The organism is Enterobacter cloacae complex sp. HYC080_NIDB (assembly GCF_056673325.1).
Window position 1 is genome coordinate 3286303 of the sequence record NZ_CP114212.1, and the last position, 26958, is coordinate 3313260.

Below are 26958 nucleotides of genomic sequence, written 5' to 3' on the forward strand. Positions count from 1 at the left end.
CAACAAAAACAGGATGTCGCGCTGTGAAATACCCTGCCCTATTCCGTAATACCCTGCTTTTACCTGGACTTTTTGTTTTAGGACTTGCCTCAGCCATTGCCGCCGACTGGCCGCGTCAGGTCACCGACAGCCGTGGCGTTCATACCCTTGAGCGCAAACCGACGCGGATTGTCTCCACCAGCGTGACCCTGACCGGCTCCCTGCTGGCAATTGATGCGCCGGTTATCGCCAGCGGTGCGACCACGCCGAATAACCGCGTGGCGGATGCGCAGGGTTTCCTGCGCCAGTGGGGAGACATTGCGAAACAGCGTAAGGTTGCGCGGCTGTATATTGGTGAACCCAGCGCAGAGGTGGTGGCCGCCCAAATGCCGGATCTGATTTTGATCAGCGCCACCGGCGGGGATTCGGCGCTGGCGCTGTACGATCAGCTCTCGGCCATCGCGCCCACGCTTATCATCAACTACGACGACAAAAGCTGGCAGGAACTGCTGACGCAGCTGGGCACGATGACCGGACACGAAAAGCAGGCCGCCGAGCGCATTGCCGCATTTGATGAACAGCTCGCCCAGGTGAAGCAGCAGATGACGCTGCCGCCGCAGCCAGTAAACGCCATCGTCTATACCGCCGCCGCACACACGGCGAACCTGTGGACCACGGAATCGGCCCAGGGCAAGCTTCTGCACCAGCTGGGCTTTACGCTGGCGGACCTGCCTGCCGGGTTGCATACCTCGAAAAGCCAGGGGAAACGCCACGACATTATTCAGCTGGGCGGGGAAAACCTGGCGACGGGGCTAAACGGCGAAGGGCTGTTTGTCTTTGCCGGCGACCAGAAAGACGTGGATGCGATCTACTCCAACCCGCTGCTGGCGCATCTGCCAGCTGTGCAGAACAAGCGCGTCTGGGCGCTGGGAACGGAGACGTTCCGCCTGGATTATTACAGCGCGATGTTGGTGTTACAGCGTTTAGAGTCAATTTTCAGGTAATAACTGCGCCCGGTGGCGCTTCGCGTACCGGGCCTACGGGTGCAAAATGTAGGCCGGGTAAGGCGCAGCCGCCACCCGGCAAATCACACCGGAGCACTCTCCTGCCTGAACCGACGCAACTCCACCAAAACCGCCAGTAAAATCACGCCAACAACGGCTAACACTAACCCGCTGCTGCTCGCCGAGGCCACCGGGCTCATGACGGCTCCCAGTCCGCCAAGGATCGCCGCACCGATCGCATCCCCCGTCACGTTCTGCGCGGTCCACAAACCGTTAATGCGCCCGAGCATCCCCTCCGGCGTCTGGGTCTGGATCAGGGTGTACTGTAAAAGCGAGCTGATGGCGCTCAGCCAGCCAAAGATCGTCAGACACATCACCCCGAGCGCCCACACCGGCATCAGGCTGAAGAAGCCAATGGCAACAAACGAGGCCAGCGTAGCAAGCAGCATAATCAGCCCCGGACGCCCGCTCTGCGCCAGATGACCGCTGGTCAACGCGCCGCACGCCGCGCCGAGCGGAATGGCGGCGTAGAGAATACCGATTTCCGAGGCGCTCATCTGCCACTCGCCCGCCAGCGCCGGGTACAACACGCGCACCGCGCTCGCCATGGTCAGCAGGCCACCGAGCAGCGCAATGCCGCCAATCAGCGGGTTGCTGAACAGAAAACGAATGGCCGCCATCAGGGACTTCAGCGGATGCTCACGCGGCTGCGGCGGAGGTGGCAGCAACGGCAGGCGCAGCAGCGTCAACGTGGTAATGAAGGTTCCCGCCGCCGCCAGCCCGTAGTTCCACGCCACGTTGCCGGTGGCCAGCAGCAGGCCCCCCACCATCGGCGAAATCACCGAGCCAAGGCGCACAGTGAGCATGGTGATCGCCCCCGCCTGCATCAGATTCTCACGCCCCACCAGCGCAGGCGTCGCCGCCAGCAGCGCCGTCACGCCTAGCGAGGCAAAAAAACCGTCCCACAGCCCCAGGGCGTAAATTGCCATCAGCGACGGCTCCGGCAGCAAAGCGTTAATACACAGCCCGATAAAGCCCACGCCACAGGTGCCGCGCGCCAGCAGGATCAGTTTTTTACGCTCGTAGCGGTCCGCCAGCACGCCGCCGACCATCAGGCCGATAAACATTGCGCTGCCGGTTAACGTAACCGATAACCCCACCAGCCAGCTGGAGTGCGTCATGGCCTGGATCTGGACCGGCACCGCCACGCCGAGCAGCCCGAGGGACAAAATGGAGATAAAGCGCGCGATAAAAACGGCGCGATACGCCGGGTGCGTTTTGAGCAGGCTGAGGTTGAGCAGCCAGGATTTTTGATTCATGACAAAGCCTTGAGTCTATTTCTACCCATTCCATGGGCGCACATGCTAACATAGCCAAATAAGATAGATAACGATAATCACTATCATTATCAAATCATGGATGTTGCTATGTCGTTTTCCTCTTCTGCGGTGCGCGCCATTGCCGTGCCCGTATTATTGCTGCTGCTGATCCTTGCGATTGCACTCAGTCTGCTGGTCGGCGCGAAGTCCCTGCCCGCATCCGTTATTGTCGATGCGCTCTCCGGAAGTTGTCAGAGCGCCGACTGCGTTATCGTGCTCGACGCTCGTCTGCCCCGAACCCTTGCCGGACTGCTGGCCGGTGGTGCCCTCGGTCTTGCCGGGGCCCTGATGCAAACCCTCACCCGTAACCCGCTGGCGGACCCCGGCATTCTCGGCGTGAACTCTGGCGCCAGCTTTGCCATCGTGCTCGGCGCGGCGCTGTTCGGATTGACTTCACCTTCTGAGCAACTGGTGATGGCCTTTTGCGGCGCGCTGGCCGCCTCGCTGGTGGTCGCATTTACCGGCAGCCAGGGCGGCGGACAGCTAAGCCCGGTACGCCTGACGCTGGCTGGCGTAGCGCTCGCAGCGGTCCTGGAAGGCTTATCCAACGGCATCGCCCTGCTCAACCCGGACGTCTACGACCAGCTGCGCTTCTGGCAGGCCGGCTCGCTGGATATCCGTACTCTCCACACGCTGAAAGTGGTGGCGCTCCCGGTCATTATCGCCGCCGCCGTGGCGCTGTTGTTAAGCCGGGCGCTCAACAGCCTCAGTCTTGGCAGCGACACCGCGACCGCACTCGGCAACCGCGTGGCGCGTACGCAGCTGGTTGGCCTGCTCGCCATCACCGTCCTGTGCGGCTGCGCGACCGCCGTGGTCGGCCCGATTGCCTTTATCGGCCTGATGATGCCGCACATGGCGCGCTGGCTGGTGGGGGCCGATCACCGCTGGTCATTGCCGGTCACCTTGCTTGCCACCCCGGCCCTGCTATTGTTTGCCGATGTGCTCGGCCGTCTACTGGTGCCAGGCGAACTGCGCGTTTCGGTGGTCAGCGCCTTTATCGGCGCGCCGGTGCTGATCGTCCTGGTACGACGCAGACGCGGAGGTGGGGCATGAGGGTTCTGTCCCGTCGTTTAATCACCAGCGTATCTCTGCTGGTTATCGCCACGGTTCTGCTGGCGGTCTGGAGCCTGCAAAGCGGTGCGGTCACGCTCGATTTCGTTCAAGTCTTCCACGCCCTCACGGGCAGCGCCCCGCGCAATATCACCCTGGTGGTCACCGAATGGCGACTGCCGCGGGTGGCGATGGCGATTCTGGTGGGCGCAGCGCTCGGGGTCAGCGGCGCGATTTTCCAGTCGCTGATGCGCAACCCGCTCGGCAGCCCGGACGTAATGGGCCTGAATACCGGAGCCTGGAGTGGCGTACTGGTGGCGATGGTGCTGTTCGGCCAGCACCTGACAGCCATCACCTTTACGGCGATGGCGGGCGGTATTCTGACGTCGCTGGTTATCTGGCTGCTTGCCTGGCGCAACGGCATCGATACCTTCCGCCTGATCATCATCGGTATTGGCGTGCGCGCCATGCTGATGGCCTTTAACACCTGGCTGTTACTGCAGGCCACGCTGGACACCGCGATCTCCGCCGGGCTGTGGTATGCCGGTTCACTCAACGGCCTGACGTGGGGCAAAACCTGGCCCGCCGCGCCGTTGATTTTGCTGATGTTTATCGGCGCGTTGCTGCTGGTGCGCCGCATGCGGCTGTTGGAGATGGGCGACGACAGCGCCTGCGCGCTGGGCGTGAGCGTTGAGCGCTCGCGCCTGATGCTGATGCTGGTGGCCGTATTACTGACCGCCGCCTCCACCGCCATCGCCGGGCCGATATCCTTTATTGCGCTTGTCGCCCCGCACATCGCCCGGCGTCTTAGCGGCACCGCGCGCTGGGGATTAACCCAGGCGGCGCTGTGCGGATCGCTGTTACTGCTGGCCGCCGATCTCTGCGCCCAGCGGCTGTTTATGCCTTATCAACTGCCGGTGGGCGTGGTAACCGTCAGCCTCGGCGGGATTTACCTCATCGTCTTGCTCGTTCAGGAGTCACGCAAGAAATGACAGACACAACAACCCGCTTGCGCGGCGAAAACCTTACCCTTGGCTACGGCAAAAAAATCATTGCCCGTGATTTAACCGTCGCTATTCCGGAGGGCCACTTCACGGCGATTATCGGCCCGAACGGCTGCGGCAAATCAACCTTGCTGCGCACGCTGAGCCGCCTGATGACCCCGGTTGAGGGCAGCGTGTTTCTGGACGGAGAGCAGATCCAGCGCTTCGCCAGCAAAGAGGTGGCCAGGCGCATCGGGCTGCTGGCGCAAAACGCCACCACGCCGGGGGACATCACGGTGCAGGAACTGGTCTCGCGCGGGCGCTATCCGCACCAGCCGCTATTTACCCGCTGGCGTAAAGAGGACGATGAAGCGGTAAACCGCGCGATGCAGGCGACGGGGATTACCGCTCTCGCCCAACAAAGCGTCGATACCCTTTCCGGGGGCCAGCGCCAGCGCGCGTGGATTGCGATGGTGTTAGCGCAGGAAACCTCCATCATGCTGCTGGACGAGCCAACAACGTGGCTGGATATCAGCCATCAAATTGACCTGCTGGAGCTGCTGAGCGAGCTGAACCGCACCCAAGGGTATACGCTGGCGGCGGTGCTCCATGATTTGAACCAGGCGTGCCGCTACGCGACGCATCTCATTGCCTTGCGCGACGGTGAGATTGTGGCGCAGGGCGCGCCGAAGGAGATTGTGACGCCGGATCTGATCGCGCAGATCTACGGTATGCGCTGCATGATTATTGACGATCCGGTGGCGGGAACGCCGCTGGTGGTGCCATTGGGTCGGCGGTAACTGCCGGGTGGCGGCTACGCCTTACCCGGCCTACATTCAGCTCCCGTAGGCCCGGTAAGCACAGCGCCACCGGGCATTTGCACTATCCCAACATTTCCCTCAACACCGGCCCAATCTTCTCAAACGCCTGCGGCGAAATGATATCCACGTGGGCGCAATCCTGGCTATGCACCTCAAGCTCCGCCACCCACGGCGCCCAGGCGATCTGCGGATCCATCGTGCGCGTGCGCTCGGCGACAAACAGCGTCGCTTTGCCGTCAAACCGCGCGCTGTGCGCCGTGGTGAGCAGGCGCACCGCATCGGCGTAGTTGCCCTCGATGGCGCCAAACAGCTCACTGCTGCCCTGCCCCTGCTGCGCAGCGATAAACGCCTGCCGCTCGCGCTCAATTTCCGCCAGCACTGCCGGGTCGAGGCCGTTGGCCTCTTTCTCCGCCCAGTTCTGGGTTTCCGGTGGCCAGGTATCCAGCAGGCCAAGGAACGCCACCTCTTCACCCTGCGCGCGCAAACGAGCGGCAATCCCCTGCGCCAGCGTGCCGCCGAGGGAATAGCCGAACAAATAATACGGCCCCTGCGGCTGCTGCTTACGCAGCGTATTCAGGTGATGATCAATCACCCCATCCAGATCCGCACACTGCTGCATCGGCCCTTCCGGTCGGGGAGACTGAATGCCGGTGATAGACCAGCGCGGGCTGAGGTGGCGCGCCAGGACGCTGAACTGCCAGGCAAAACCGGACGCCGGATGGAAGCAGAACAGCGTCGGGCCATGGCTTTCACGCAGCGGCAGAACGGCTTCATGCCCCAGACGCTGCGCCTGCTCGTCGTTCATTTTTAAGTCCAGCAGCGCACTGAGCTTGCTCACCGTCGAGGCGACCATAATCTGCCCCGGCGTGACCTTGCGGGCGAACGTGCGGCTGAGCTGCGCCGCCAGCCGCATCGCCAGCAGCGAGTGGCCGCCGAGGGCAAAGAAGTCGGCTTCGATATCGTTCACCTCGCAACCCAGCAGCGCGGCAAACGCCTGCGCCACGCCGATTTCGGTGTCCGTTTCCGGCGCGCGTCCGGTGGTTTTGCTGGTCAACTCCGGCAGCGGCAGCGCCTTGCGGTCGAGTTTGCCGTTCGCGCTGAGCGGCAGCGCGCTGAGTTGTAGCAGCACCACCGGCACCATATGCGGCGGAAGCTGCGCCTTCAGCGATTCCAGCAGCGCATCACGATCCAGCGGTAAACCGGATTCGGAGACAACGTATCCCACCAGCTGGCGGGCATCGCCCCCCGTTGCCGCCGCCTGGTTGAACACGCAGGCATGCGCCACGGCCTGCGCCACGTCCGGCAGCGACAGCATCGCCCGGTCGATTTCGCCCAGCTCAATACGCTGGCCGCGAATTTTTAGCTGATCATCGCTGCGGCCCAGATATTCTACCGCCCCGTTATCCAGCCAGCGGGCGACGTCACCGGTGCGATACATTCGCTCGCCCGGTGCGAACGGGTCGGCGATAAAGCGGCTGGCGGTGAGATCCGGACGCCCCAGATATCCCTGCGCCAGCTGAATGCCGGTGAGATACAGATCCCCCGCCACGCCGAACGGCACCGGGCGCATCAGTGCATCCAGAATGCGCAGCCCCGTGTTCCACACCGGGAAACCAATCGGCACGCTATTGCCTTCAACGGCCGCCAGCTCAGGGCCAAACGCCGGATACCAGCTCACGTCCACTGCCGCTTCGGTCGGGCCGTAGAGGTTGTGCAGCGGCGCTCGGGTGAGCTGTTCCCACTCGCGGCACAGCCCGGTCGGCAGCGCTTCGCCGCTGCAGAACACCTGCTTAAGCGTCCTGCAGCAGTCGACGTTTTCCGGCGTCAGCGAGGCGACAAACGCCGCCAGCATCGACGGCACAAAGTGGGTCGTCGTGACGCCATACCGGGCGAAGAAGCTCTGCATCGCCTGCGGGTCCCGGTGCGCGTCCGGCTCGGCCATCACCAGCTTCGCCCCGGCGATAAACGGCCACCAGAACTCCCAGACCGAGACGTCAAAGCTGCACGGCGTTTTCTGCGCCACCACGTCATTCGCTGTCAGCGGGTAGTGGTTCTGCATCCACTTCAGGCGGTTAACGATGGCGGTATGCCCAACCATCACCCCTTTCGGACGCCCGGTTGAACCCGAGGTAAAGATGATGTACGCCGTCTGCTCCGGTTTCGCCACGCGCAGAGGCTCAGTACCCGCAGCAGGTAAAAGCATGTTGTAACTAAACGAAGCTATGGGCAGTTCGCTAAAGCGCGGAAGCTGCTCATCGGTGGTAATCAGCAGGGATGGCTTTGCGTCCTCCAGCATCATCCGCAGGCGGTCGTCCGGGTAACCGGTGTCCAGCGGTAACCACGCGGCGCCGGCTTCCACAATGCCGTGCAGGGCCAGCGTCAGGAATACCGAACGCGGGAGGGCCACCGCCACGCTGTCGCCCGGCTTCACGCCGCGCGCACGCAGCAGGTTTGCCAGCGCGACCACCTGCTCGCGCATCTGGCGGTAGTTCAGCTCGATGTGCGCATCCGCCAGCGCGGGGGCGTCCGGCGTCCTGCTCGCCTGTTCCGCCACCAGCTCCGCGAGCGTGGTGGAGGGTAGCGCCAGCCCGGTGTCATTGATGCGCGCAAGCTGCGCGTACTCTTGCTCTGACACGGTTTCCACTTCCCCACATCGCAGGTCCGGGTTAGCGGCAAACTGCACCAGCATCGCGTTCAGGCGCGCGACGTGGCCCTTCAGCGTTGTTTCATCGTAACGCTGTTTGCTGGCGAGAATTTCAATACTTAATCCGCCCTGCTCGTCCGGGAACAAGGCCAGCTCGAGATCGTTCACCGGTCCGGTCGCCAGCGTGTGGGTGATGGCCTCTACGCCGTCGAGTTCCAGTTGATAATCGAACACCTTAACGTTCAGCACCGGGCCAAACAGGGCTTCATCACCCGCCGCCTTACCGCTGTCGCGGAGAATTTGCTCCGCGTCGTAGCGCTGATGGCGGCGCATTTTTTTCAGCTGGCTCGCCAGACGCAGCGCCAGCCCAGGCAGGCTCTCCTGCGGATCGATATTCACCGCAAGCGGCAGGACGTTGAGCACCGGTCCAGTTGCGGTCAGCGCGACGGAGCCCATGCGGCGCATAAAGATAAACCCGGCGGCGTAGTCCAGACGCCCGGTCAGGCGGCCCAGCCACAGCGCGACCAGCGCAAGCGCCAGATCGGTACGCTGAGCCTGCCCTGCAGCCTGCGCAAGCTGGCTAAACGCGCTGCTGTCGGCGACGATTTTCAGGCGCAGGATGTCAGTTGTCGCGGCGCGCCCCGGCAGCGGCGCGGAAGAAAGAGAGACCGGAGGAGGAAGCTGTCTGCGCTGCGCTGCCCAGAAGCCACCGTCGCGTGCATACGCCTCGCTTTCACGATAGCGCTGATACTCTTCCACCACCTCGGCGAAGGGTGAAAAAGGAGAAGGCGGCGTGGGGTCGCCCTTTTTCCATGCGGCATAAATGGCGGCAATCTGGCGGGTAATCGCCGGGAAACTGAAGCCATCCACCACTAAGTGATGATAACGCTGATACCAGTACCAGCGTTCTTCCCCCACCTGAATCAGCAGATGAAACGCCAGCGGTTGACCGCTGTCGACGCGCAGGTTCTGGTTGAGATCGGCTTCCATCAGCGCCACGGCGGCATCATGAGAGTCCACGCGAATGATGGACGTTTCCGGCAGCATGACGGTTTCATCCACCCACTGCCATACCTCACCGTTATCTTCGGCAAAACGCATCCGCAGGGTATCGGCCTGCATCATGCCTTCAGCAATGGCTTTTGCCAGCAACGTCGCGTCGATATCGCCCTTTAGCTCAGTGTAGTGCGCCACGCTCCAGGCATTTGGCAGCGCGGACAACTGCTCCGCCATCCAGATACCCGGCTGGGCGGCGACAAGCGGAAGACGGCTCATGCGTTTTCCCCCGCAAAACAGGACGGCTCAAGCGTCTTCCAGTGTTCCGCCAGCCACTGCTGGCACACGTCCTGAGAGTGCGCTTCGCATACCACGCGCCAGCCCGCGGGCAATTCGCACTGCTGCGGCCACAGGCTGTACTGCCCCTGGTCGTTTTGCAAAATGACAAACTGTCCCTGCGGATTATCGAAAGGATTGCTGAATTCCATACAGACTCCGTTATTGAATAAGCGGCTGCCAGAGGGTCATCAGCCCCTGCGTCAGCCCACCGCGCCAGCAAAGCGCGTCGTGTCCGCCGTCAACCTGACGCCAGTAAACCTGCTGCGCGTGCAATTCGGCGTAAATCGCCTGATTCACGCGGAAGATAAGCGGTTCGTTGCGCCCGGCCTCAAGGACGATGCGCAGTCCGCGTGCGGTTTTTTCACCCGCTTTAAGTTGCCCGATGAGTAGCCCCTCCTGCTGTGCGCCGCGGTGCGGCCACCAGTAGGAACCGGACTGACTGAGCACGCAGCCAAAGCGCTGCGGCCAGTTGAGGCCCGCATAAAGGGAGGAAAGCCCGCCGAAGCTCTGACCTGCCGCCACGGTACGGTCGGCGCGGTCGCTGAAGGGGGCAATGCGTTGTATCTGTGGGAGGAGTTCTTCCTGCACCGCCAGCCAGAAATCGGGGTTGCAGGGCAGCTCGCGGCTGCGGTGTGCGGTATCAATCACATCAATTAAGACATAGACCGCCGGGGGCAGTTTGCCTTCACGGGTAAGCGCGGCCAGCGCGGGCCAGACGGGCATGCTTTCGGCCCAGAACTGGCCATCAAGCAGCACCGCCAGCGGGCGCTCGGGGTTTTCCTCCCCGGTGGTAAAAATCCAGACTCGGCGGCGGTTTTTCAGGCGTGCGCTTTCCCAATCAATGCAGACCGGCGCGTGGTGGGGCGTATCAGGACGATCCCAGCCTGGCTGAACGGGTGCGCCCGGCATTTCCAGCGCCGAAACGGCATGACCGCGGCCACCGCGCCAGCTCTGCGGGTTAAGCGGGTCGGAAACCGCGTGCGGCAGCAATTTACCCCAGCCTTCGCGCAGCGCTATACGGTCCGGACTCTCGCCTTCAAACACCGCGTCGGCAAAATCGTTTTCATTCACGGAAGGGATAAAACAGTAGCTCCCCCGCCACGCGGGACTGAACTCTCCCTCCCACTGCCAGACGTCGGTATCCGGGATGCGTTTGAGGGACTGCGGGCGGGCATTTTGATGGTGATCGGTCACGCCGGTGATATTGAGCCAGACGTGTTTAATCGGTGACGAGGTCTGCGTTCCGTTCGGATCGCGCCACCAGAACGTGACGCGAAATTTACCGTTTTCAGGTTTCAAGTCAGGCCCGCTTTTCGACTGCCACCACGCTTCACTGCCCGTTGTTAACGCCGTCACCCTTATAACCTCATGTTTAACAGTCTTTTTTGTTTCAGGACAAATTTTATTGATAATATTATTGATAACTATTTGCATTTGCAATAGCGTAATGCCCGCGCTGTGGGAAGCGCGTTCATGAATAACCATAAAAGCGGGACGTACAATGAATAAGAAGATTCACTCTCTGGCCTTGCTGGTCAATTTAGGGATTTATGGCGTCGCGCTGCCCGCCATGGCAGACGACAACGCCGCCTCCGCGCAGCACGAAGACACGATGGTGATCACCGCCGCCGAGCAAAATTTGCAGGCGCCGGGCGTATCGACCATCACCGCCGATGAGATCCGTAAAAACCCGCCCGCGCGCGACGTGTCGGAAATCATCCGCACCATGCCGGGCGTGAACCTCACCGGTAACTCCACCAGCGGCCAGCGCGGGAATAACCGTCAGATTGATATCCGCGGCATGGGCCCGGAAAACACCCTGATCCTGATCGACGGTAAACCGGTTACCAGCCGTAACTCCATCCGTCTGGGCTGGCGCGGCGAGCGTGATACCCGGGGCGATACCGGCTGGGTACCGCCGGAGATGATCGAGCGCATCGAAGTGATCCGTGGTCCGGCGGCCGCCCGCTACGGCAACGGCGCGGCAGGTGGCGTGGTCAACATCATCACCAAAAAATTCGACGACCAGTGGCACGGCTCCTGGAACACCTACCTGAATGCGCCGGAACATAAAGATGAAGGTTCCACTAAGCGCACCAACTTCAGCCTGAGCGGCCCGCTGGGCGGCGATTTCAGCTTCCGCATGTTCGGTAACCTGGACAAAACCCAGGCCGACGCGTGGGACATCAACCAGGGCCATCAGTCTGACCGTACCGGCGCCTACGCCAACACCCTGCCCGCAGGTCGTGAAGGTGTAGAGAACAAAGACATCAACGGCGTCGTGCGCTGGGACTTCGCCCCCATGCAGTCCCTGGAGTTTGAAGCAGGCTATAGCCGCCAGAACAACCTTTATGCGGGCGACACGCAGAACACCAATAACGACAACGCGCTGGTGAAGAAAAACTACGGCAAAGAGACCAACCGTATTTATCGCCAGAATTTCGCGGTGACCTGGAACGGCGGCTGGGATAACGGCATTACCACCAGCAACTGGGCGCAGTACGAACACACCCGCAACTCCCGTCTGGGCGAAGGGCTGGCTGGCGGGACGGAAGGTCTGTTTAACAGCGATAAATTCACCGACACCGATCTGGCCGACGTGATGCTGCACAGCGAAATCAATCTGCCGATTGATTTCCTCGTTAACCAGAATCTGACCCTGGGCACCGAGTGGAACCAGCAGCGCATGAAGGATTCGACCTCCTTCACGCAAACCCAGCAGGGCGGCACCATTCCGGGCATGAGCAACGACCGTAGTCCGTACACCTCGGCGGAGATTTTCTCCCTGTTTGCGGAGAACAACATGGAGCTGACCGACAGCACCATGCTGACCCCTGCCCTGCGCTTCGATCACCACACCATCGTCGGCAATAACTGGAGCCCGTCACTTAACCTGTCGCAAGGTCTGGGAGATGACTTCACGCTGAAGATGGGTATTGCGCGGGCTTACAAAGCGCCAAGCCTGTATCAGACCAACCCGAACTATCTGCTCTACAGTAAAGGCCAGGGTTGCTACGCAAGCGGCGACGGCGTCGGCTGCTACATGATGGGCAACGACGATCTGAAAGCCGAAACCAGCATCAACAAAGAGATCGGTCTGGAGTGGAAACGCGACGGCTGGCTGGCGGGCGTGACCTGGTTCCGCAACGACTACCGCGACAAGATTGAAGCGGGCTATGCGCCAATTGGCCACACCTCTTCCGGTAAGGTGCAGACGGATATTTACCAGTGGGAAAACGTCCCGAAAGCGGTGGTTGAAGGGCTGGAAGGCTCCCTGAACGTGCCGGTCAGCGACACGATCAACTGGACCAATAACATCACTTACATGCTGCAGAGTAAGAACAAGGAGACCGGCGACCGTCTGTCGATCATTCCGGAGTACACGCTAAACTCGACCCTGAGCTGGCAGGTGCATCAGGATGTGTCGCTGCAGTCGACCTTCACCTGGTACGGCAAGCAGCAGCCGAAGAAATACAACTACAAGGGAGAACCGGTGAGCGGGTCTGAGAAAGACGAAGTTAGCCCGTACAGCATCGTTGGCCTGAGCGCGACCTGGGACGTGACCAAAAACGTCAGCCTGACCGGCGGCGTGGATAACGTCTTCGACAAGCGCCAGTGGCGTGCGGGTAATGCCCAAACCACGGGGAATGCCACCACCGGCGCGTATATGTACGGTGCGGGAGCGTATACGTATAATGAGCCGGGTCGCACGTGGTATATGAGTGTGAATACGCATTTTTAAGGCACTGAAGTAAACCTTCCCTCTCCTCTCCGGGGAGAGGGTCAGCGTGAGGGAAAACCATGCACACAACCCACAGCACGTTCATTCTCGCCGACCGCACCGTTCACCGCGTCACCTTCGCCCCCACCACTTTTACCGACGCCGATCTCCTCTGGCTTCCCCATCACGCAGAGCTTTCAAACGCCGGACGCAAACGCAAAGCCGAGCATCTTGCCGGGCGCATCGCCGCGGCGCATGCCTTACCGGACCACACCATACCCGGCATCGGCCCCAGCGGGGAACCACTCTGGCCACAGGAAGTGTCTGGCAGCATTACCCACATCAGCACGCAGGCCATGGCTGTCGTTATGCGCGAACACCCTGCGCTTATCGGCATTGATTGCGAAACGATCCTCCCCGAAAACGAAGCCCGGGAAATCAAAGACGGCATTATTGATGCGCAGGAAGAGAGCGTCCTTTCCCGCTCGGGTTACCCGTTCGCCCTCGCCCTGACGCTGGTGTTTAGCGCCAAAGAGAGCCTGTTCAAAGCCCTCTTTCCGCAGGTGCAGGCCTGGATGGGATTTGACAGCGCCCGCGTCACGCAGCTCGTCGATAAGACGCTTACGCTGGCATTGACCTGCCAGCGCGCGGGCTATCCCGAAGGCACCGCCTTTACCGTTCACTGGCAACAGCACGGCGAAAAGGCGATTACCCTGCTGTCACACTCTCCTGTCGACGGGCCTTCACGCTGGTGACTACAAACGTCACGATAAACACGACCGCGAACAGCACGACGATGGTCGGAGCAGGCGCGCTGTCGAGATAAAACGACGCATAGACGCCGCTTACGGACACGAGCGCGGAAACGGCTACCGCCACCAGCAGCGCCATGTGGAAGCGCCGGGTGATCAGCACCGCCACCGCGCCGGGCGCAATGAGCAACGAAATCGACAGAATAATCCCCACCGCTTTCAGCGTCGCCACGATAGTCAGCGAAACCATGCACAGTAATCCATAGTGCAGCCAGCGAGTGCGCAACCCGCTCGCCTGCGCCTGCAGATAATCAAAGCAGAACAGCAAAAAGTCCCGCCACTTCAGGCCAATCACCAGCGCAATCAGCCCCGCCACAATCCCGCTTTGCAGAATGTCCATCCCGTTAATACCCAGCATATCGCCGAACAGAATATGGTCGAGATGCACCTCGGGTTTGACGGCGATGTAGAGGATCAACCCGGCACCGAACATGCCGGAAAAGACGATCCCCATAACCGTATCCTGCTTGATGCGGCTATTGTCTTTCAGGTATCCGGTGGCGACCGCGCAGAACAGACCGGCAATGAATGCGCCCAGCGCCAGCGGCAGCCCCATCATCCAGGCCAGCACGACGCCGGGAAACACCGCATGGCTCATGGCGTCGCCCATCAGCGCCCAGCCCTTGAGCACCAGAAAAACCGACAGCAGCGCGCAGGGCACGGCGACCAGCAGTGAAATCAGCAGCGCGTTGTTCATAAACGCAAACTGGAAGGGTTCAAGGAGCAGCGCGATCATGGGTGGACCTCCTGCGCCCGGCGCGCCCGACGGCGGCTGGCGAGCAGCCCGTGCTTCGGCGCAAAGACGAACGCCAGCAGGAACAGCAGCGTCTGGGCGACCACGATAATACCGCCGGTCGCGCCGTCGAGATAATAGCTCGCCCATGCGCCAAGGAAGCTGGTAATGCTACCCATGGCGACGGCAATCATCAGCAGTCGCGGGAAGCGATCGGTCAGTAGCCACGCGGTCGCGCCGGGCGTGACCACCAGACAGATCACCAGAAATGCGCCGACGGTTTGCAGCGCAGCCACGGTGGAAACCGCCAGCAGGGTAAAGAAAAGGATCTTCAGACGTTCAGGACGCAGACCGATGGCGCGGGCGTGGTTCTCATCAAAAAAGGTCACCATCAAATCTTTCCATTTGAACAGCAGAACAAGCATCGACACCACGCCGATAATCGCCAGCTGGACGATGTCTTCCGGGGCAATGGCGAGGATATTCCCGAGGACGATAGTCTGAATATTCACCGAGGTCGGGTTGAGTGAGACCATAAACAGCCCCAGACCGAAAAAGGAGGAGAAGATCAGCCCGATGATGGCGTCCTCTTTCAGGCGGCTGCGCTGGTTGAGAAACAGCATGCTGCCCGCCGCCAGCCCGCCCGACAGGAACGCCCCCAGCGAAAACGGCAGCCCGAGCATGTAGGCTCCCGCCACGCCCGGTACGATGGAGTGCGAGAGCGCATCGCCAATCAGCGACCAGCCTTTTAGCATCAGATAGCACGAGAGAAACGCGCACAGCCCGCCCACCATCGCCGAAACCCACATCGCGTTCAGCATGTACTCGTAGCCGAAGGGTTCCAGAAGTACGCTCATTTTACCTCCTGACGGTGCGTCACGAAGGGGCGTTCATCGTCGGTAATAATGCGATCTTCAGAGCCGCTGAGCACCACGTGGCGCAGCACGCCGCTGAAGGCGCGCTCCAGATTTTCGGCGGTAAAGGTGGTTTCCGTCGGGCCGCTTGCCAGCACGGTACCTTTGACCATGACCGTGTAATCGCAAAACTCGGAGACGGAGCCTAAATTGTGGGTCGATACCAGCATGGTTTTGCCCTCATCGCGCAGTTCCCGCAGCAGGGTGATAATTCTGGCTTCAGTTTTAACGTCCACGCCGGTAAACGGCTCGTCGAGCAGGATCACCTCGCCCTGCTGGGCAATCGCCCGCGCCAGAAACACGCGTTTCTTTTGCCCGCCGGAGAGCTCGCCAATCTGCCGATGGCGCAGCTCAAGCATATCCACCCGTTTCAGAGCGTCGGTGACGATCTGCCGATCCAGCGCTTTTGGCCGACGCAAAAAACCCATATGTCCGTAGCGGCCCATCATCACCACGTCTTCCACCAGCACCGGGAACGACCAGTCAACCTCTTCCGACTGCGGCACGTAGGCGACCAGGTTCTGACGGAGCGCCCGGTGAGGCGGTAATCCCAGAATAGTGATCGTGCCGCTTGCCGCCCGTACAAAGCCCATCACCGCCTTAAACAGCGTAGATTTGCCGGAACCGTTCACGCCGACCAGTGCGGCAATCGAACCGCCCGGCACGCTGAACGAGGCATCACGCAATGCGGTATGACCGTTACGGTAGGTCACGGTCAAATCGGTTACGACAATCCCCTTCTGCATGGTTACTCCTTCATGCCGTCACGGATGCCCTGCACCAGCGTGCGGGTCGTGACGTTCAACAGATCGATATAGGTCGGCACCGGGCCGTTTTCTGCGCTCAGGGAGTCGACATACAGCACGCCGCCGTAATGGGTATCGGTTTCCCGTGCCACCTGGCGCGCGGGTTTATCGGAGACCGTACTTTCGCTGAACACCGCCGGGATGCGATGTTTTTTCACCAGATCGATAACCTTGCGCACCTGCTGAGGCGTGCCCTGCTGATCGGCGTTGATCGGCCACAGGTAAAGCTCTTTCAGGCCCAGATCCCGCGCCAGATAGGAGAACGCCCCTTCACTGGTGACCATCCAGCGCTTATCTTCCGGGATCTCCGCAACCTGCTTACGCAGCGGTTCGAGGGTAGCGGTGATCTTCTGCTTATAGGCTTCAGCGTTGCGCTGATAGGTCTGCGCATTCGCCGGGTCGTACTTCACCAGCGCGTCACGAATGTTATCGACGTAAATCAGGGCGTTATCCGGAGACATCCACGCGTGCGGGTTGGGTTTGCCGTTATACGGCCCTTCCCCGATCCCCATCGGCGTAATGCCTTTGGTGACAATCACTTCCGGCACGCCGTTCAGATGCTGATAAAACCGCTGGAACCACAGTTCCAGATTCATGCCGTTCGCCAGAATCAGCTGCGCCTTTTGCGCGCGCTTGATGTCGCCGGGCGTGGGCTGATACTCATGGATTTCAGCGCCCGGTTTGGTGATAGAAGTGACATCTGCGGCGTCCCCCGCCACGTTTTTCGCCATATCAGCGATAACGGTAAAGGTCGTGATGACCTGGAATTTTTCAGCCGCCTGCGCGCCCGTGGTGGCCGCGGTCAGTAGCAGCGAGCTGAACAACAGACGCTTCAATCCTTGCAGTAGGTGCATCGCAGAACTCTCCCGAGGTGATTAAATTCAAAGCAAAATTAGCCCGTGCTATAAGGTATAGCACAGGCTATATTTAAATGAAAATAGTTATCATTAAAGATATCTCAACGAAGGCGGTTCGTTTTGTGGGCCGGGTAAGCGCAGCGCCACCCGGCAAGAGGGCTACCTAATGCCCGGCAAGGGCCTTATAAAATGCAGGGTTCTCCCGAATCACATTCAGTACCTTCGCCGCCAGTCCGGTTGGGTTGCGACGTTTAGACTCCCAGCTTTTTATCGTGTCAACGCTCGTGCCAAGCGCCTTCGCCATTTCGCTTTGGGTGATATTGAGCTGTTCTCTGATTGCGCGAACATCTGCAACTTCATAGCGGGTTACTCTGGAAGCTGCCTTCCTTCCGCTATGGATCTCAACGGCTTCTTCAAGCGAAGATTTTAATTCATCGAATATACTCATTGTCTGCCTCCTCCTGCCTGAATGGAGTACATAGTACACCTACCATTTATGGCATAGGAAGTAGTATTTTTCAGAACAGAAGTCAGTTTTTTAAGTTCAGCTTTCTCTGCCTCAGTCAGGCTGTCCCTGGTGCTTTTTAGGTAGGCCATGATGAAATAGATCACCTCTTCCGTTGCCAGAAAGTAAATCACTCTGGCTCCCCCTCTCTTTCCTTTTGAGCCTGCGGCCAGCCTTATTTTACGTAATCCCCCCGTATGCTGAATCAGGTCACCTTTATCAGGCCGGGCAATGAGTTCCTTTTGGAGATCCTTTAATTCATCATCCGTAGCAATGCTTTTGATCTGGCGGGTAAAAAGTGAAGTTTCGATAAATTCTATCGCGTGACTCATCCATGGTTCCTTCCCGAAAAACAATAACAGCCTGGCTCATCAGCGCAGGCTGTCGCTGCAATATTACTCTTCCATGAGTAATATTGCGTCAGTTGACTGTATTTATATACAGCATGATGAAGTTTTAAGAATCTGTTTAGACATCCGGGAACATCACGCTATTCCCCGGCGCTTCCCTGTGCAGATGGATAAAGTTCAGGTGGCGCTCGTACTGGTCCAGAATGTCCGTAATCACCTGCTCCTTGCTGTAGTCCATCAGGTCGTTCCCCTGGCTACCTTCCAGCAGGAAGGTCTCCAGCCGGTAATAGGTCGACTTCCCGCTGCGCGCCCGGTAGGTAAACCCGGGCACCGAATACTGCTGCGGCCAGATCTGGTAGACGAAGTTTTGCTCGTCGCCCATGTGCACCAGCAGATCCAGGTGCCCCAGGTTTTCGCCTTCATCCGGCGGCAGATTTTTCAGCTCCACGTAGGCACCCCGCAGGCGCAACTCCTGTGCGACTTCCTCCATCGCCGGGAAGCAGACCGTCTCCATCATCTGTTTGGTGTAGCGCGTGCCCGGGTAGTTCATCAGGCGCGACAGACGTTTCTTCCAGCTCAGCCTGTCCTGCGCGCCCATCGGACGCGGCGCGGTATCACGGCTGGCGCTGACGCGGCGATAGTCTTCCACTTTGAGCGATTTATACAGCCCGGCCATCACGAAGAAGATGACGAAGCTAAACGGCAGGCCCATGATCACCGTCGTGTTCTGCAGCGCCGAAATACCGTTGGTCATCAGCATGCCGAGCGTCAGAAGACCGATGGCGACCGACCAGAAGATGCGCAGCCAGTTCGGCGCGTCGCTGTTGATGTCCTTCAGCTTCGAGGTGAAGTTCCCCAGCACCAGCGCGCCGGAATCCGCCGAGGTGACGTAGAACAGCAGCCCGGTGATGGTCGCCACGGAGGCGCTAAAGGTGAACGCCGGGTACTGCGCCAGCAGGCTGTAGAAGCCGCGCTCCGGGTGCGCCATCGCTTCCTGAGCAAAACCCGCATTGCCGTGGATGATCTCGTGCAGCGCGCTGTTGCCGAAAATCGACAGCCACAGCAGGGTAAAGGTGAACGGGATAATCAGCGTGCCCATCACAAACTGGCGGATGGTGCGCCCGCGCGAAATTCGCGCCAGGAACAGGCCGACAAACGGCGACCACGCAACCCACCACGCCCAGAAGAACAGCGTCCAGTTATTCATCCACTCCACCGGACGGTCGAAGGCGAAACTGTTCAGCGTCATCCCCATAAAGCGGTTCACGTAGTCGCCCACGTTGAGCACCAGCGCGTTGAGCAGGAACGAGGTGTCGCCCATAAACAGCACGAACAGGATCAGGCCCAGCGCCAGCGCGACGTTCAGCTCGGAGAGCACGCGGATGCCCTTGTCCACGCCGGAGGTCACCGAGATGGTGGCGATAATCACGGAGAGCGCAATCAGCGCCGCTTTCGCCGCCATTGAATCCGGAATATCAAACAGCACGCTTAGCCCGTAGTTGAGCTGCACCACGCCGATACCGAGCGTGGTCGCGATGCCGAAGATGGTGCCAATCACTGCTGCGATATCAACGGTGTGACCAATCGGCCCGTTAATTTTTTTGCCAAAAATCGGGTACAGCGCAGAGCGGATAGTGAGGGGCAAATTATAACGGTAGCTAAAGTATCCGAGCGCCATCCCCATCAGGGCGTACATCGACCAGCCCGTCAGGCCGTAGTGGAACAGCGTCCAGACCATCGCCTGGCGCGCGGCCTCCATCGTCTGCCCTGCCCCTTCCGGCGGCTGCATATACTGCGTGACCGGTTCAGCCACGGAGAAGAACATCAGGTCGATGCCGATACCCGCAGCAAACAGCATTGCGGCCCAGCTCAGCAGGCTGAACTCGGGCTTGGACTGCTCTGGCCCAAGCTTCACCGAACCGAAGCGCGAGCAGGCGATGCAAACCACGAAGACAATATAGAGCGTCGCCGCCAGAAGATAGTACCAGCCAAAGGTCTTCGACACCCAGTTCAGCGTGTGCCCAATCCACTCGGCGGAAAAATCACGAAAGAAGATCGTCGTCAGGGAAAACAACAAAATCAGCCCGGCGGAAGTATAAAAAACGACCGGGTTGATTTTGTCTTTTTCTCTGTCTTGTGAAAGGTCTGTCATCCAGTATCCCCACTGTTTTTGTAACTATTAAAATCCAAATCAGCAACAATTAAGACACATTTTATATTGAACGTCCAATCAAAAACCGCTTTAATGTATTACCAACGCTGATGAATGGAGTGGCAACAATGCCCAAAGTGGGGATGCAGCCGATCCGGCGCAGGCAGCTTATTAACGCCACGCTGGAAGCAATAAATGAAGTGGGAATGCACGACGCAACCATCGCACAGATCGCCCGTCGGGCGGGCGTTTCCACGGGGATCATCAGTCACTATTTCAAAGACAAAAACGGTCTGCTGGAAGCGACCATGCGCGACATCACCGGGCAGTTGCGCGATGCGGTATTAAGCCGCTTGCACGCCCTGCCGGACGGCAGCGCGGAGCAGCGATTACAGGCGATTGTCGGCGGCAATTTTGATGAAACCCAGATCAGCAGCGCGGCAATGAAAGCCTGGCTGGCCTTCTGGGCGAGCAGCATGCACCAGCCGATGCTCTACCGTCTGCAGCAGGTCAGCAGCCGCCGCCTGCTGTCGAACCTGGTGTACGAGTTCCGCCGCGAACTGCCACGCGAGCAGGCGCAGGAAGCGGGCTACGGGCTGGCGGCACTGATCGACGGGCTTTGGCTGCGTGCCGCACTGAGCGGCAAACCGCTGGATAAAACGCTGGCCCAGTCGCTCACCAGCCACTTTATCAGCCAGCATTTACCGACCGAATAACCGAGGAGAAAGTATGTCCCGAATGGCAGAACAGCAGCTTTATATCAATGGTGGTTATACACCCGCCACCAGCGGTCGCACCTTCGAGACCATCAACCCGGCCAACGGTGAAGTCCTGGCGAGCGTTCAGGCCGCCGGGCGTGAAGACGTCGACCGCGCCGTGGAAAGCGCAACACGCGGGCAAAAAATTTGGGCGGCAATGACCGCCATGGAGCGCTCACGCATCCTGCGTCGCGCCGTGGATATCCTGCGCGAGCGTAACGACGCGCTGGCGAAGCTGGAAACCCTCGATACCGGTAAAGCGTATTCCGAAACCTCGACAGTGGACATCGTCACCGGCGCGGACGTGCTGGAGTATTACGCAGGGCTGATCCCGGCGCTGGAAGGCAGCCAGATCCCGCTGCGCGACACCTCATTCGTCTACACCCGCCGCGAGCCACTGGGCGTGGTGGCGGGCATCGGCGCGTGGAACTACCCGATCCAGATCGCCCTGTGGAAATCGGCCCCGGCGCTGGCGGCGGGTAACGCGATGATCTTCAAGCCGAGCGAAGTGACGCCGCTCACCGCCCTCAGGCTTGCCGAAATCTATACCGAAGCGGGTCTGCCGGACGGCGTGTTTAACGTCCTGCCGGGCGTAGGCGCGGAGACCGGCCAGTACCTGACCGAGCATCCGGGCATCGCGAAGGTCTCCTTTACCGGCGGCGTTGCCAGCGGCAAAAAGGTGATGGCCAACTCGGCGGCCTCGTCCCTGAAAGAGGTGACGATGGAGCTGGGCGGCAAATCGCCGCTGATTGTTTTCGACGATGCGGATCTGGATCTGGCGGCAGACATCGCCATGATGGCCAACTTCTTCAGCTCCGGTCAGGTCTGCACCAACGGCACCCGCGTGTTCGTGCCCGCGAAATTTAAGGCCGCGTTTGAGCAGAAAATCGTTGAGCGCGTGGGCCGCATCCGCGCGGGCGATCTGTTCGATGTGAAAACCAACTTTGGCCCGATGGTCAGCTTCCCGCACCGCGACAGCGTGCTGCGCTACATCGCCAAAGGTAAAGAAGAAGGCGCGCGCGTGCTGTGCGGCGGCGACGTGCTGAAGGGCGAAGGGTTTGATAACGGCGCGTGGGTGGCCCCGACCGTGTTCACCGACTGCACCGACGAGATGACCATCGTGCGCGAAGAGATCTTCGGCCCGGTGATGTCCATCCTCACCTATGAAACCGATGAAGAAGCGATTCGCCGCGCCAACGATACCGACTACGGACTGGCGGCGGGTATCGTCACTGCCGATCTGAACCGCGCCCACGGCACCATTCATCAGCTCGAAGCGGGCATCTGCTGGATCAACACCTGGGGTGAATCCGCCGCAGAGATGCCGGTGGGCGGTTACAAACACTCCGGCATTGGCCGCGAGAACGGCGTTATGACGCTGCAGAGCTACACCCAGGTGAAGTCCATCCAGGTTGAGATGGGTAAATTCCAGTCCATATTTTAACCGGGAGGTTTATTTGCAATTTGACTACATCATTATCGGCGCCGGCTCTGCCGGCAACGTACTGGCAACACGACTGACTGAAGATCCGAATACCACCGTGCTGCTGCTTGAGGCGGGCGGACCGGATTACCGCTTTGACTTCCGCACCCAGATGCCTGCCGCGCTGGCGTTCCCGCTGCAGGGCAAGCGCTACAACTGGGCGTATGAAACCGAGCCAGAGCCGTTTATGAACAACCGCCGCATGGAGTGCGGACGCGGTAAAGGGCTGGGCGGCTCATCGCTGATCAACGGCATGTGCTACGTGCGCGGTAACGCGATGGATCTCGACCACTGGGCGAAAGAGCCGGGTCTGGAGCACTGGAGCTATCTCAACTGCCTGCCCTACTACCGCAAGGCGGAGACGCGCGACGTAGGGCCGAATGACTACCATGGCGGCGACGGTCCGGTGAGCGTTACCACCTCCAAACCGGGCGTGAACCCGCTGTTTGAGGCGATGGTGGAAGCGGGCGTGCAGGCGGGCTACCCGCGCACGGACGATCTCAACGGCTATCAGCAGGAAGGCTTCGGCCCGATGGACCGCACGGTCACGCCGAAGGGCCGACGCGCCAGCACCGCGCGCGGCTATCTGGACCAGGCAAAGCAACGCCCGAACCTGACCATCCGTACCCACGCCATGACCGATCGCATCCTCTTTGAAGGCAAACGCGCGGTGGGCGTCGAGTGGCTGGAGGGCGAAAGCACTATCCCGTCGAAAGCAACGGCGAACAAAGAAGTGCTGCTGTGCGCGGGGGCGATTGCCTCTCCGCAGATCCTTCAGCGTTCCGGCGTGGGCAACGCTGAACTCCTGAAGCAGTTCGACATTCCGCTGGTGCATGACTTACCCGGCGTGGGTGAGAACCTGCAGGATCACCTGGAGATGTACCTCCAGTACGAATGCAAAGAGCCGGTCTCCCTCTACCCTGCCCTGCAGTGGTGGAACCAGCCGAAGATTGGCGCCGAGTGGCTGTTTGGCGGCACCGGCGTGGGCGCGAGCAACCACTTCGAAGCGGGCGGGTTTATCCGCAGCCGCGAGGAGTTCGCGTGGCCGAACATTCAGTACCACTTCCTGCCGGTGGCGATTAACTACAACGGTTCGAATGCGGTAAAAGAGCACGGCTTCCAGTGCCACGTCGGCTCCATGCGCTCGCCGAGCCGCGGCCACGTGCGCATCAAGTCGCGCGATCCGCATCAGCATCCGGCGATCCTGTTCAACTACATGTCTCACGAACAGGACTGGCAGGAGTTCCGCGACGCGATCCGTATCACCCGCGAGATCATGCACCAGCCTGCGCTGGACAAGTACCGCGGTCGCGAGATCAGCCCGGGCGTCGAGTGCCAGACCGACGAACAGCTGGACGAGTTCGTGCGCAACCACGCCGAAACCGCCTTCCACCCGTGCGGTACCTGTAAGATGGGCTATGACGAGATGGCGGTTGTCGACGGCGAAGGCCGCGTTCACGGGCTGGAAGGGCTGCGCGTGGTGGATGCGTCGATCATGCCGCAGATCATCACTGGTAACCTGAACGCCACCACCATCATGATTGGCGAGAAGATTGCAGACGCCATTCGCGGGCGCGAACCGCTGGCGAAGAGCACGGCCGCGTATTATGTCGCGAACGGGGCGCCGGTTCGCCGCTGAGGGTGCCCCCTCACCCTTACCCTCTCCCCACAGGGGAGAGGGAATAAACGTCTCCTAAATTTATTTTCATTTCCCTGCATCCAGTTTCCACCCTCCCTTCGTATATGGGTATGTGAGCAACCCCTTTGCTCCCCAATCCGAGGAATGATGATGAAAAAGCTAACCCGTGTTGCATTCGTAACCAGCGCTTTACTCTTCTGTGCAGGCGCATCAGCAGCCATGACGTCTGACACCGTGATGGTGGGCGGAGCGGCAATGTTCCCGAGCAAAAATATTGTTGAAAACGCCGTGAACTCGAAAGATCACACGACTCTGGTGGCCGCTGTCAAAGCTGCCGGACTGGTGGATACGCTGCAGAGCAAAGGACCGTTCACCGTGTTTGCGCCGACCAATGCGGCGTTTGCGAAATTACCCGCCGGTACGGTCGATAACCTGGTCAAACCCGAAAACAAAGCACTGCTAACCAGCATCCTGACCTATCACGTGGTTGCCGGTAATTACGATATGAAAGCGCTGGAGCAGAAAATTAAACAGGGTGGTGGTCGCGCGGAGCTGAAGACCGTTAACGGTCAGCCGCTGTGGATCATGAGCAACGGCCTGCACAATATTCAGCTTAAGGATGGTCAGGGCAATGTGGCAAACATCAGCACCTACGACGTTCATCAAAAAAATGGCGTTATCGATGTCATTGATACCGTTCTGATGCCTAAGTAGTTGTCTATACTTCGGAAGTGTGCCGTTGCCTTTCGGGAAAAACATGGATAACGCGCTGGCTGAACAGCAGCAGAAATTAATGCAGGCGGTCGCGAAAGGCGATCGCCGTGCATTTGAACAACTCTACCGACTCACCTCGCCGCATCTGTTTGCCGTCGCGCTGCGCATGTTGCGTGACCGGGCATGGGCAGAAGAGATCCTTCACGACTGTTTTCTCACGGTCTGGAGTAAAGCCGAAACCTATAACGCCGCCCTCAGTTCCCCGATGACCTGGCTTACGCATATTGTTCGCAATCGCTGTATTGACTGGCTGCGTTGCGGGCAAACCCGGGCAGCCGACCGCGAGACGCCGTATACCGACGCGCTTCTGCCGAGCGAGAATGACGAGCAGAACAACTGGCACGACGATGTGCAGGCAGAACGGCTCAGGCATTGTCTCGAACATTTGAGTAGCGAGCAGCGCCAGAGCATTACGCTCGCCTACTATCAGGGGATGTCTCACAGCGATATTGCCGACTGGCTCCAGCAGCCTGTAGGCTCAGTGAAAAGCTGGATACGTCGCGCAATGGATCATCTCCGGGAGTGTGTGGGGCTATGAATAACGCAGAAAAACGCGACGACATGCTGGCAGCAGAATATGCCCTCGGCACCCTGCGGGGAGGCGCGCGGCTTCAGTTCCAGAAAAGGCTTGCCAATGAGCCCGCTCTGGCCGCCCGCGTAGCGTACTGGCAGGAAATGCTCAGCACGCTCGATAGCCATCTTGTCCCCATTCCTCCCCCTGAGTCGGTGTGGAAAAAAATTGCCCTCGAACTGCCGTCTAAACAGCCGTTGCGCAACCATCGACCTTACCTCGGCTGGATGGTGGCAGCCGGTCTTGCCGCCTTTAGCGTCGTGACGTGGTATTCCACCCGCGCGCCGACGCTCGCACCGCTGATGGTGCTCAACGATGCCCAACAGCACGGGCAGTGGGTCGTGAGTGCGGACAGCCGCCGTCAGCAGCTGAGTATTGCTCCTCTCGGACCTGCCGCCGTCCCGGCGCAGCACAGCCTGCAGCTTTGGCTGATTCCGACCGGACAGAACCCTGTCTCGCTGGGATTACTGCATAGCAACATACCGACGAAGGTGACCCTCAGGAACACAACGCTTCCTCCTGGCGCCACGATAGCGATAAGCCTTGAACCAGAGGGCGGATCACCCACAGGCTTGCCAACAGGCCCGGTGCTTTATAGTGGCAAAATCTAATCCTTAGGCCTTGTTCGCAGGGCCTCCAGCGTCACCCCATTTCTTTTTATACTATTCTCGCTTACATATAATAAATAAACGTTAGGCATGCAATCCGTTTAAATATTAAAAATATGATATTGACAGACTCTTCCACACTCCATTAAGTTTTAAATAGCCATCATTTTATTTCCGATACACAATATATCAAAAATCCGCGTTAATGAATTTGTCATTATTCATTAACACCTCCCTGCCTTTTATTTTTTGCATTACTCAACAGCGAGATAAGATCATGAATAACAGTGCATACAACGTTGTCGTTATCACCGGCGCCAGCAGCGGCATCGGTCAGGCCATTGCCCTGTATTTAGCGAATAAGGCCTTTTCGCTGGTGCTGGTGGCGCGCCGCCTCGACAGGATTAATGCCCTGGTGGATCAGATTATCCAGCAGGGCGGCAAGGCGATTGCCGTGAAGGCCGATGTCACCCGTCAGGAAGAGGTTCAGGCCGCCATCGATGCCGCTGTGACGGCCTACCAGCGCGTGGACGTATTGATCAATAACGCCGGTTACATGGCGATAGCCCCCATCAGCGAGCGCAAAACCGACGAGTGGGACAAGATGATTGATACTAACCTGAAGGGCGTGCTGTACGGCATTGCCGCGGCGTTACCGGTGTTCCAGCGTCAGGGTAGCGGACACTTTATTAACGTGGCTTCCGTTGCGGGTATCAAAGTGCTTGCCCCCGGCGGCGTCGTTTACAGCGCCACTAAATTTGCCGTTCGCGCCCTGAGCGAAGGGTTACGTCAGGAGGTGGGGAAAACTATCCGCACGACGCTTATTTCCCCCGGCGCCGTCGAAAGCGAACTGCAGTTCGGCAGTTCTGATAAAGACAGCCTGGCGTTTTTGCACGAATTCTATAAGCAGGCTATTCCGGCTGACGCCATTGCCCGAGCCGTTTTATTTGCCATTGAACAGCCTGGCGACGTTGATATTAATGAAATTGTGGTTCGTCCGACGCAGGAAGAATTTTAGCATGCCTTAAATAACGCTAAATGAGGTGTCATCATGATTAAATCATTAACGTCTATATCAGA

The 26958-nt window shown here is 59.5% G+C and carries 24 protein-coding genes; 13 read left to right on the forward strand and 11 right to left on the reverse strand.

Annotation, left to right across the window (positions count from 1 at the left end; genetic code table 11):
- Nucleotides 1-23 precede the first annotated feature (23 nt).
- Nucleotides 24-983, forward strand: a complete 960-nt coding sequence (fepB, locus tag O1723_RS15680) for a Fe2+-enterobactin ABC transporter substrate-binding protein (RefSeq protein ID WP_023336893.1) — start codon at nucleotides 24-26, stop codon at nucleotides 981-983.
- A gap of 83 nt (nucleotides 984-1066) precedes the next feature.
- Here fepB and entS read toward each other — a convergent pair whose 3' ends face one another.
- Complete coding sequence (gene entS / locus O1723_RS15685; protein WP_023332356.1) at nucleotides 1067-2302, reverse strand: enterobactin transporter EntS; 1236 nt, start codon at nucleotides 2300-2302, stop codon at nucleotides 1067-1069.
- 108 nt (nucleotides 2303-2410) lie between these two features.
- On the opposite strand from entS, the gene fepD reads away from it, so the two are divergent.
- From fepD to fepC, 3 genes are read left to right on the forward strand one after another with little or no spacing between them, the layout of a single operon-like run.
- Nucleotides 2411-3415, forward strand: a complete 1005-nt coding sequence (gene fepD / locus O1723_RS15690; RefSeq protein ID WP_023336891.1) for a Fe(3+)-siderophore ABC transporter permease — start codon at nucleotides 2411-2413, stop codon at nucleotides 3413-3415.
- Nucleotides 3412-4404, forward strand: coding sequence for an iron-enterobactin ABC transporter permease (gene fepG / locus O1723_RS15695; protein ID WP_023338160.1), 993 nt, complete (start codon nucleotides 3412-3414; stop codon nucleotides 4402-4404). Before fepD ends, fepG begins: the two co-directional genes overlap by 4 nt.
- A complete protein-coding gene (fepC, locus tag O1723_RS15700; RefSeq protein ID WP_023336889.1) occupies nucleotides 4401-5195 on the forward strand; it encodes an iron-enterobactin ABC transporter ATP-binding protein in 795 nt (264 codons plus the stop codon). The genes fepG and fepC overlap by 4 nt, the downstream gene beginning before the upstream one ends.
- A gap of 82 nt (nucleotides 5196-5277) precedes the next feature.
- On the opposite strand, the gene entF is transcribed toward fepC, so the two are convergent.
- From entF to fes, 3 genes are read right to left on the reverse strand one after another with little or no spacing between them, the layout of a single operon-like run.
- On the reverse strand, nucleotides 5278-9135 hold the full coding sequence (gene entF, locus O1723_RS15705) for an enterobactin non-ribosomal peptide synthetase EntF (protein ID WP_032665318.1): 3858 nt from the start codon (nucleotides 9133-9135) through the stop codon (nucleotides 5278-5280).
- Nucleotides 9132-9344, reverse strand: a complete 213-nt coding sequence (locus O1723_RS15710) for an MbtH family protein (RefSeq protein WP_023336887.1) — start codon at nucleotides 9342-9344, stop codon at nucleotides 9132-9134. The genes entF and O1723_RS15710 overlap by 4 nt, the downstream gene beginning before the upstream one ends.
- A gap of 10 nt (nucleotides 9345-9354) precedes the next feature.
- Nucleotides 9355-10551: an enterochelin esterase gene (gene fes / locus O1723_RS15715; RefSeq protein WP_023336886.1), complete on the reverse strand. Its 1197-nt coding sequence runs from the start codon at nucleotides 10549-10551 to the stop codon at nucleotides 9355-9357.
- 145 nt (nucleotides 10552-10696) lie between these two features.
- On the opposite strand from fes, the gene O1723_RS15720 reads away from it, so the two are divergent.
- Both O1723_RS15720 and entD read left to right on the forward strand, forming a co-directional pair.
- Complete coding sequence (locus O1723_RS15720) at nucleotides 10697-12937, forward strand: TonB-dependent siderophore receptor (RefSeq protein ID WP_023332349.1); 2241 nt, start codon at nucleotides 10697-10699, stop codon at nucleotides 12935-12937.
- Nucleotides 12938-12996: 59 nt separating this feature from the next.
- Nucleotides 12997-13671 (forward strand): enterobactin synthase subunit EntD, encoded by a 675-nt coding sequence (entD, locus tag O1723_RS15725; RefSeq protein ID WP_248190748.1) that lies wholly within the window; start codon nucleotides 12997-12999, stop codon nucleotides 13669-13671.
- On the opposite strand, the gene O1723_RS15730 is transcribed toward entD, so the two are convergent.
- The 7 genes from O1723_RS15730 to betT form a co-directional block, all read right to left on the reverse strand.
- The gene (locus tag O1723_RS15730) at nucleotides 13625-14464 is read right to left on the reverse strand and encodes a metal ABC transporter permease (RefSeq protein ID WP_023336884.1); all 840 of its coding nucleotides are present in this window, start codon (nucleotides 14462-14464) and stop codon (nucleotides 13625-13627) included. The two genes, entD and O1723_RS15730, sit on opposite strands and share 47 nt — an antisense overlap.
- Entirely contained in the window at nucleotides 14461-15318 is an 858-nt protein-coding gene (sitC, locus tag O1723_RS15735) for an iron/manganese ABC transporter permease subunit SitC (RefSeq protein WP_023336883.1), read from the reverse strand. Before sitC ends, O1723_RS15730 begins: the two co-directional genes overlap by 4 nt.
- Nucleotides 15315-16121 (reverse strand): iron/manganese ABC transporter ATP-binding protein SitB, encoded by an 807-nt coding sequence (gene sitB, locus O1723_RS15740; RefSeq protein WP_023336882.1) that lies wholly within the window; start codon nucleotides 16119-16121, stop codon nucleotides 15315-15317. Before sitB ends, sitC begins: the two co-directional genes overlap by 4 nt.
- Before the next feature lie 2 nt (nucleotides 16122-16123).
- A complete protein-coding gene (locus O1723_RS15745; RefSeq protein ID WP_014882937.1) occupies nucleotides 16124-17035 on the reverse strand; it encodes a metal ABC transporter substrate-binding protein in 912 nt (303 codons plus the stop codon).
- Nucleotides 17036-17201: 166 nt separating this feature from the next.
- Nucleotides 17202-17486, reverse strand: coding sequence for a NadS family protein (nadS, locus tag O1723_RS15750; protein WP_014882936.1), 285 nt, complete (start codon nucleotides 17484-17486; stop codon nucleotides 17202-17204).
- Complete coding sequence (locus tag O1723_RS15755; protein ID WP_023336881.1) at nucleotides 17483-17875, reverse strand: type II toxin-antitoxin system RelE/ParE family toxin; 393 nt, start codon at nucleotides 17873-17875, stop codon at nucleotides 17483-17485. The genes nadS and O1723_RS15755 overlap by 4 nt, the downstream gene beginning before the upstream one ends.
- 136 nt (nucleotides 17876-18011) lie before the next feature.
- The gene (gene betT / locus O1723_RS15760; protein WP_023336880.1) at nucleotides 18012-20045 is read right to left on the reverse strand and encodes a choline BCCT transporter BetT; all 2034 of its coding nucleotides are present in this window, start codon (nucleotides 20043-20045) and stop codon (nucleotides 18012-18014) included.
- Between the two features lie 128 nt (nucleotides 20046-20173).
- Here betT and betI point away from each other — a divergent pair, with 128 nt between their 5' ends.
- The 7 genes from betI (at nucleotide 20174) to O1723_RS15795 (ending at nucleotide 26896) form a co-directional block, all read left to right on the forward strand.
- Nucleotides 20174-20761: a transcriptional regulator BetI gene (betI, locus tag O1723_RS15765; RefSeq protein WP_014882933.1), complete on the forward strand. Its 588-nt coding sequence runs from the start codon at nucleotides 20174-20176 to the stop codon at nucleotides 20759-20761.
- 13 nt (nucleotides 20762-20774) lie between these two features.
- Entirely contained in the window at nucleotides 20775-22247 is a 1473-nt protein-coding gene (gene betB / locus O1723_RS15770) for a betaine-aldehyde dehydrogenase (RefSeq protein ID WP_023336879.1), read from the forward strand.
- Nucleotides 22248-22260: 13 nt separating this feature from the next.
- On the forward strand, nucleotides 22261-23925 hold the full coding sequence (gene betA, locus O1723_RS15775) for a choline dehydrogenase (protein ID WP_023336878.1): 1665 nt from the start codon (nucleotides 22261-22263) through the stop codon (nucleotides 23923-23925).
- 150 nt (nucleotides 23926-24075) lie between these two features.
- A complete protein-coding gene (locus O1723_RS15780) occupies nucleotides 24076-24639 on the forward strand; it encodes a fasciclin domain-containing protein (RefSeq protein WP_014882930.1) in 564 nt (187 codons plus the stop codon).
- 43 nt (nucleotides 24640-24682) lie between these two features.
- On the forward strand, nucleotides 24683-25237 hold the full coding sequence (locus O1723_RS15785) for an RNA polymerase sigma factor (protein ID WP_023332333.1): 555 nt from the start codon (nucleotides 24683-24685) through the stop codon (nucleotides 25235-25237).
- Nucleotides 25234-25881 (forward strand): anti-sigma factor, encoded by a 648-nt coding sequence (locus O1723_RS15790; RefSeq protein ID WP_014882928.1) that lies wholly within the window; start codon nucleotides 25234-25236, stop codon nucleotides 25879-25881. Before O1723_RS15785 ends, O1723_RS15790 begins: the two co-directional genes overlap by 4 nt.
- A gap of 274 nt (nucleotides 25882-26155) precedes the next feature.
- Nucleotides 26156-26896 carry an SDR family oxidoreductase gene (locus O1723_RS15795; protein WP_014882927.1) on the forward strand — a complete coding sequence of 247 codons (741 nt, stop codon included), beginning with the start codon at nucleotides 26156-26158 and terminating at the stop codon, nucleotides 26894-26896.
- The last annotated feature ends 62 nt before the right edge of the window (nucleotides 26897-26958 follow it).

Coding starts and splice junctions, on each gene's coding strand:
- entS (WP_023332356.1), bottom strand. CDS start 2,302: ATGAATCAAAAATCCTGGCTGCTCAACCTCAGCCTGCTCAAAACGCAC.
- fepD (WP_023336891.1), top strand. CDS start 2,411: ATGTCGTTTTCCTCTTCTGCGGTGCGCGCCATTGCCGTGCCCGTATTA.
- fepG (WP_023338160.1), top strand. CDS start 3,412: ATGAGGGTTCTGTCCCGTCGTTTAATCACCAGCGTATCTCTGCTGGTT.
- fepC (WP_023336889.1), top strand. CDS start 4,401: ATGACAGACACAACAACCCGCTTGCGCGGCGAAAACCTTACCCTTGGC.
- entF (WP_032665318.1), bottom strand. CDS start 9,135: ATGAGCCGTCTTCCGCTTGTCGCCGCCCAGCCGGGTATCTGGATGGCG.
- O1723_RS15710 (WP_023336887.1), bottom strand. CDS start 9,344: ATGGAATTCAGCAATCCTTTCGATAATCCGCAGGGACAGTTTGTCATT.
- O1723_RS15720 (WP_023332349.1), top strand. CDS start 10,697: ATGAATAAGAAGATTCACTCTCTGGCCTTGCTGGTCAATTTAGGGATT.
- entD (WP_248190748.1), top strand. CDS start 12,997: ATGCACACAACCCACAGCACGTTCATTCTCGCCGACCGCACCGTTCAC.
- O1723_RS15730 (WP_023336884.1), bottom strand. CDS start 14,464: ATGATCGCGCTGCTCCTTGAACCCTTCCAGTTTGCGTTTATGAACAAC.
- sitC (WP_023336883.1), bottom strand. CDS start 15,318: ATGAGCGTACTTCTGGAACCCTTCGGCTACGAGTACATGCTGAACGCG.
- sitB (WP_023336882.1), bottom strand. CDS start 16,121: ATGCAGAAGGGGATTGTCGTAACCGATTTGACCGTGACCTACCGTAAC.
- O1723_RS15745 (WP_014882937.1), bottom strand. CDS start 17,035: ATGCACCTACTGCAAGGATTGAAGCGTCTGTTGTTCAGCTCGCTGCTA.
- nadS (WP_014882936.1), bottom strand. CDS start 17,486: ATGAGTATATTCGATGAATTAAAATCTTCGCTTGAAGAAGCCGTTGAG.
- O1723_RS15755 (WP_023336881.1), bottom strand. CDS start 17,875: ATGAGTCACGCGATAGAATTTATCGAAACTTCACTTTTTACCCGCCAG.
- betT (WP_023336880.1), bottom strand. CDS start 20,045: ATGACAGACCTTTCACAAGACAGAGAAAAAGACAAAATCAACCCGGTC.
- betI (WP_014882933.1), top strand. CDS start 20,174: ATGCCCAAAGTGGGGATGCAGCCGATCCGGCGCAGGCAGCTTATTAAC.
- betB (WP_023336879.1), top strand. CDS start 20,775: ATGTCCCGAATGGCAGAACAGCAGCTTTATATCAATGGTGGTTATACA.
- O1723_RS15780 (WP_014882930.1), top strand. CDS start 24,076: ATGAAAAAGCTAACCCGTGTTGCATTCGTAACCAGCGCTTTACTCTTC.
- O1723_RS15785 (WP_023332333.1), top strand. CDS start 24,683: ATGGATAACGCGCTGGCTGAACAGCAGCAGAAATTAATGCAGGCGGTC.
- O1723_RS15790 (WP_014882928.1), top strand. CDS start 25,234: ATGAATAACGCAGAAAAACGCGACGACATGCTGGCAGCAGAATATGCC.
- O1723_RS15795 (WP_014882927.1), top strand. CDS start 26,156: ATGAATAACAGTGCATACAACGTTGTCGTTATCACCGGCGCCAGCAGC.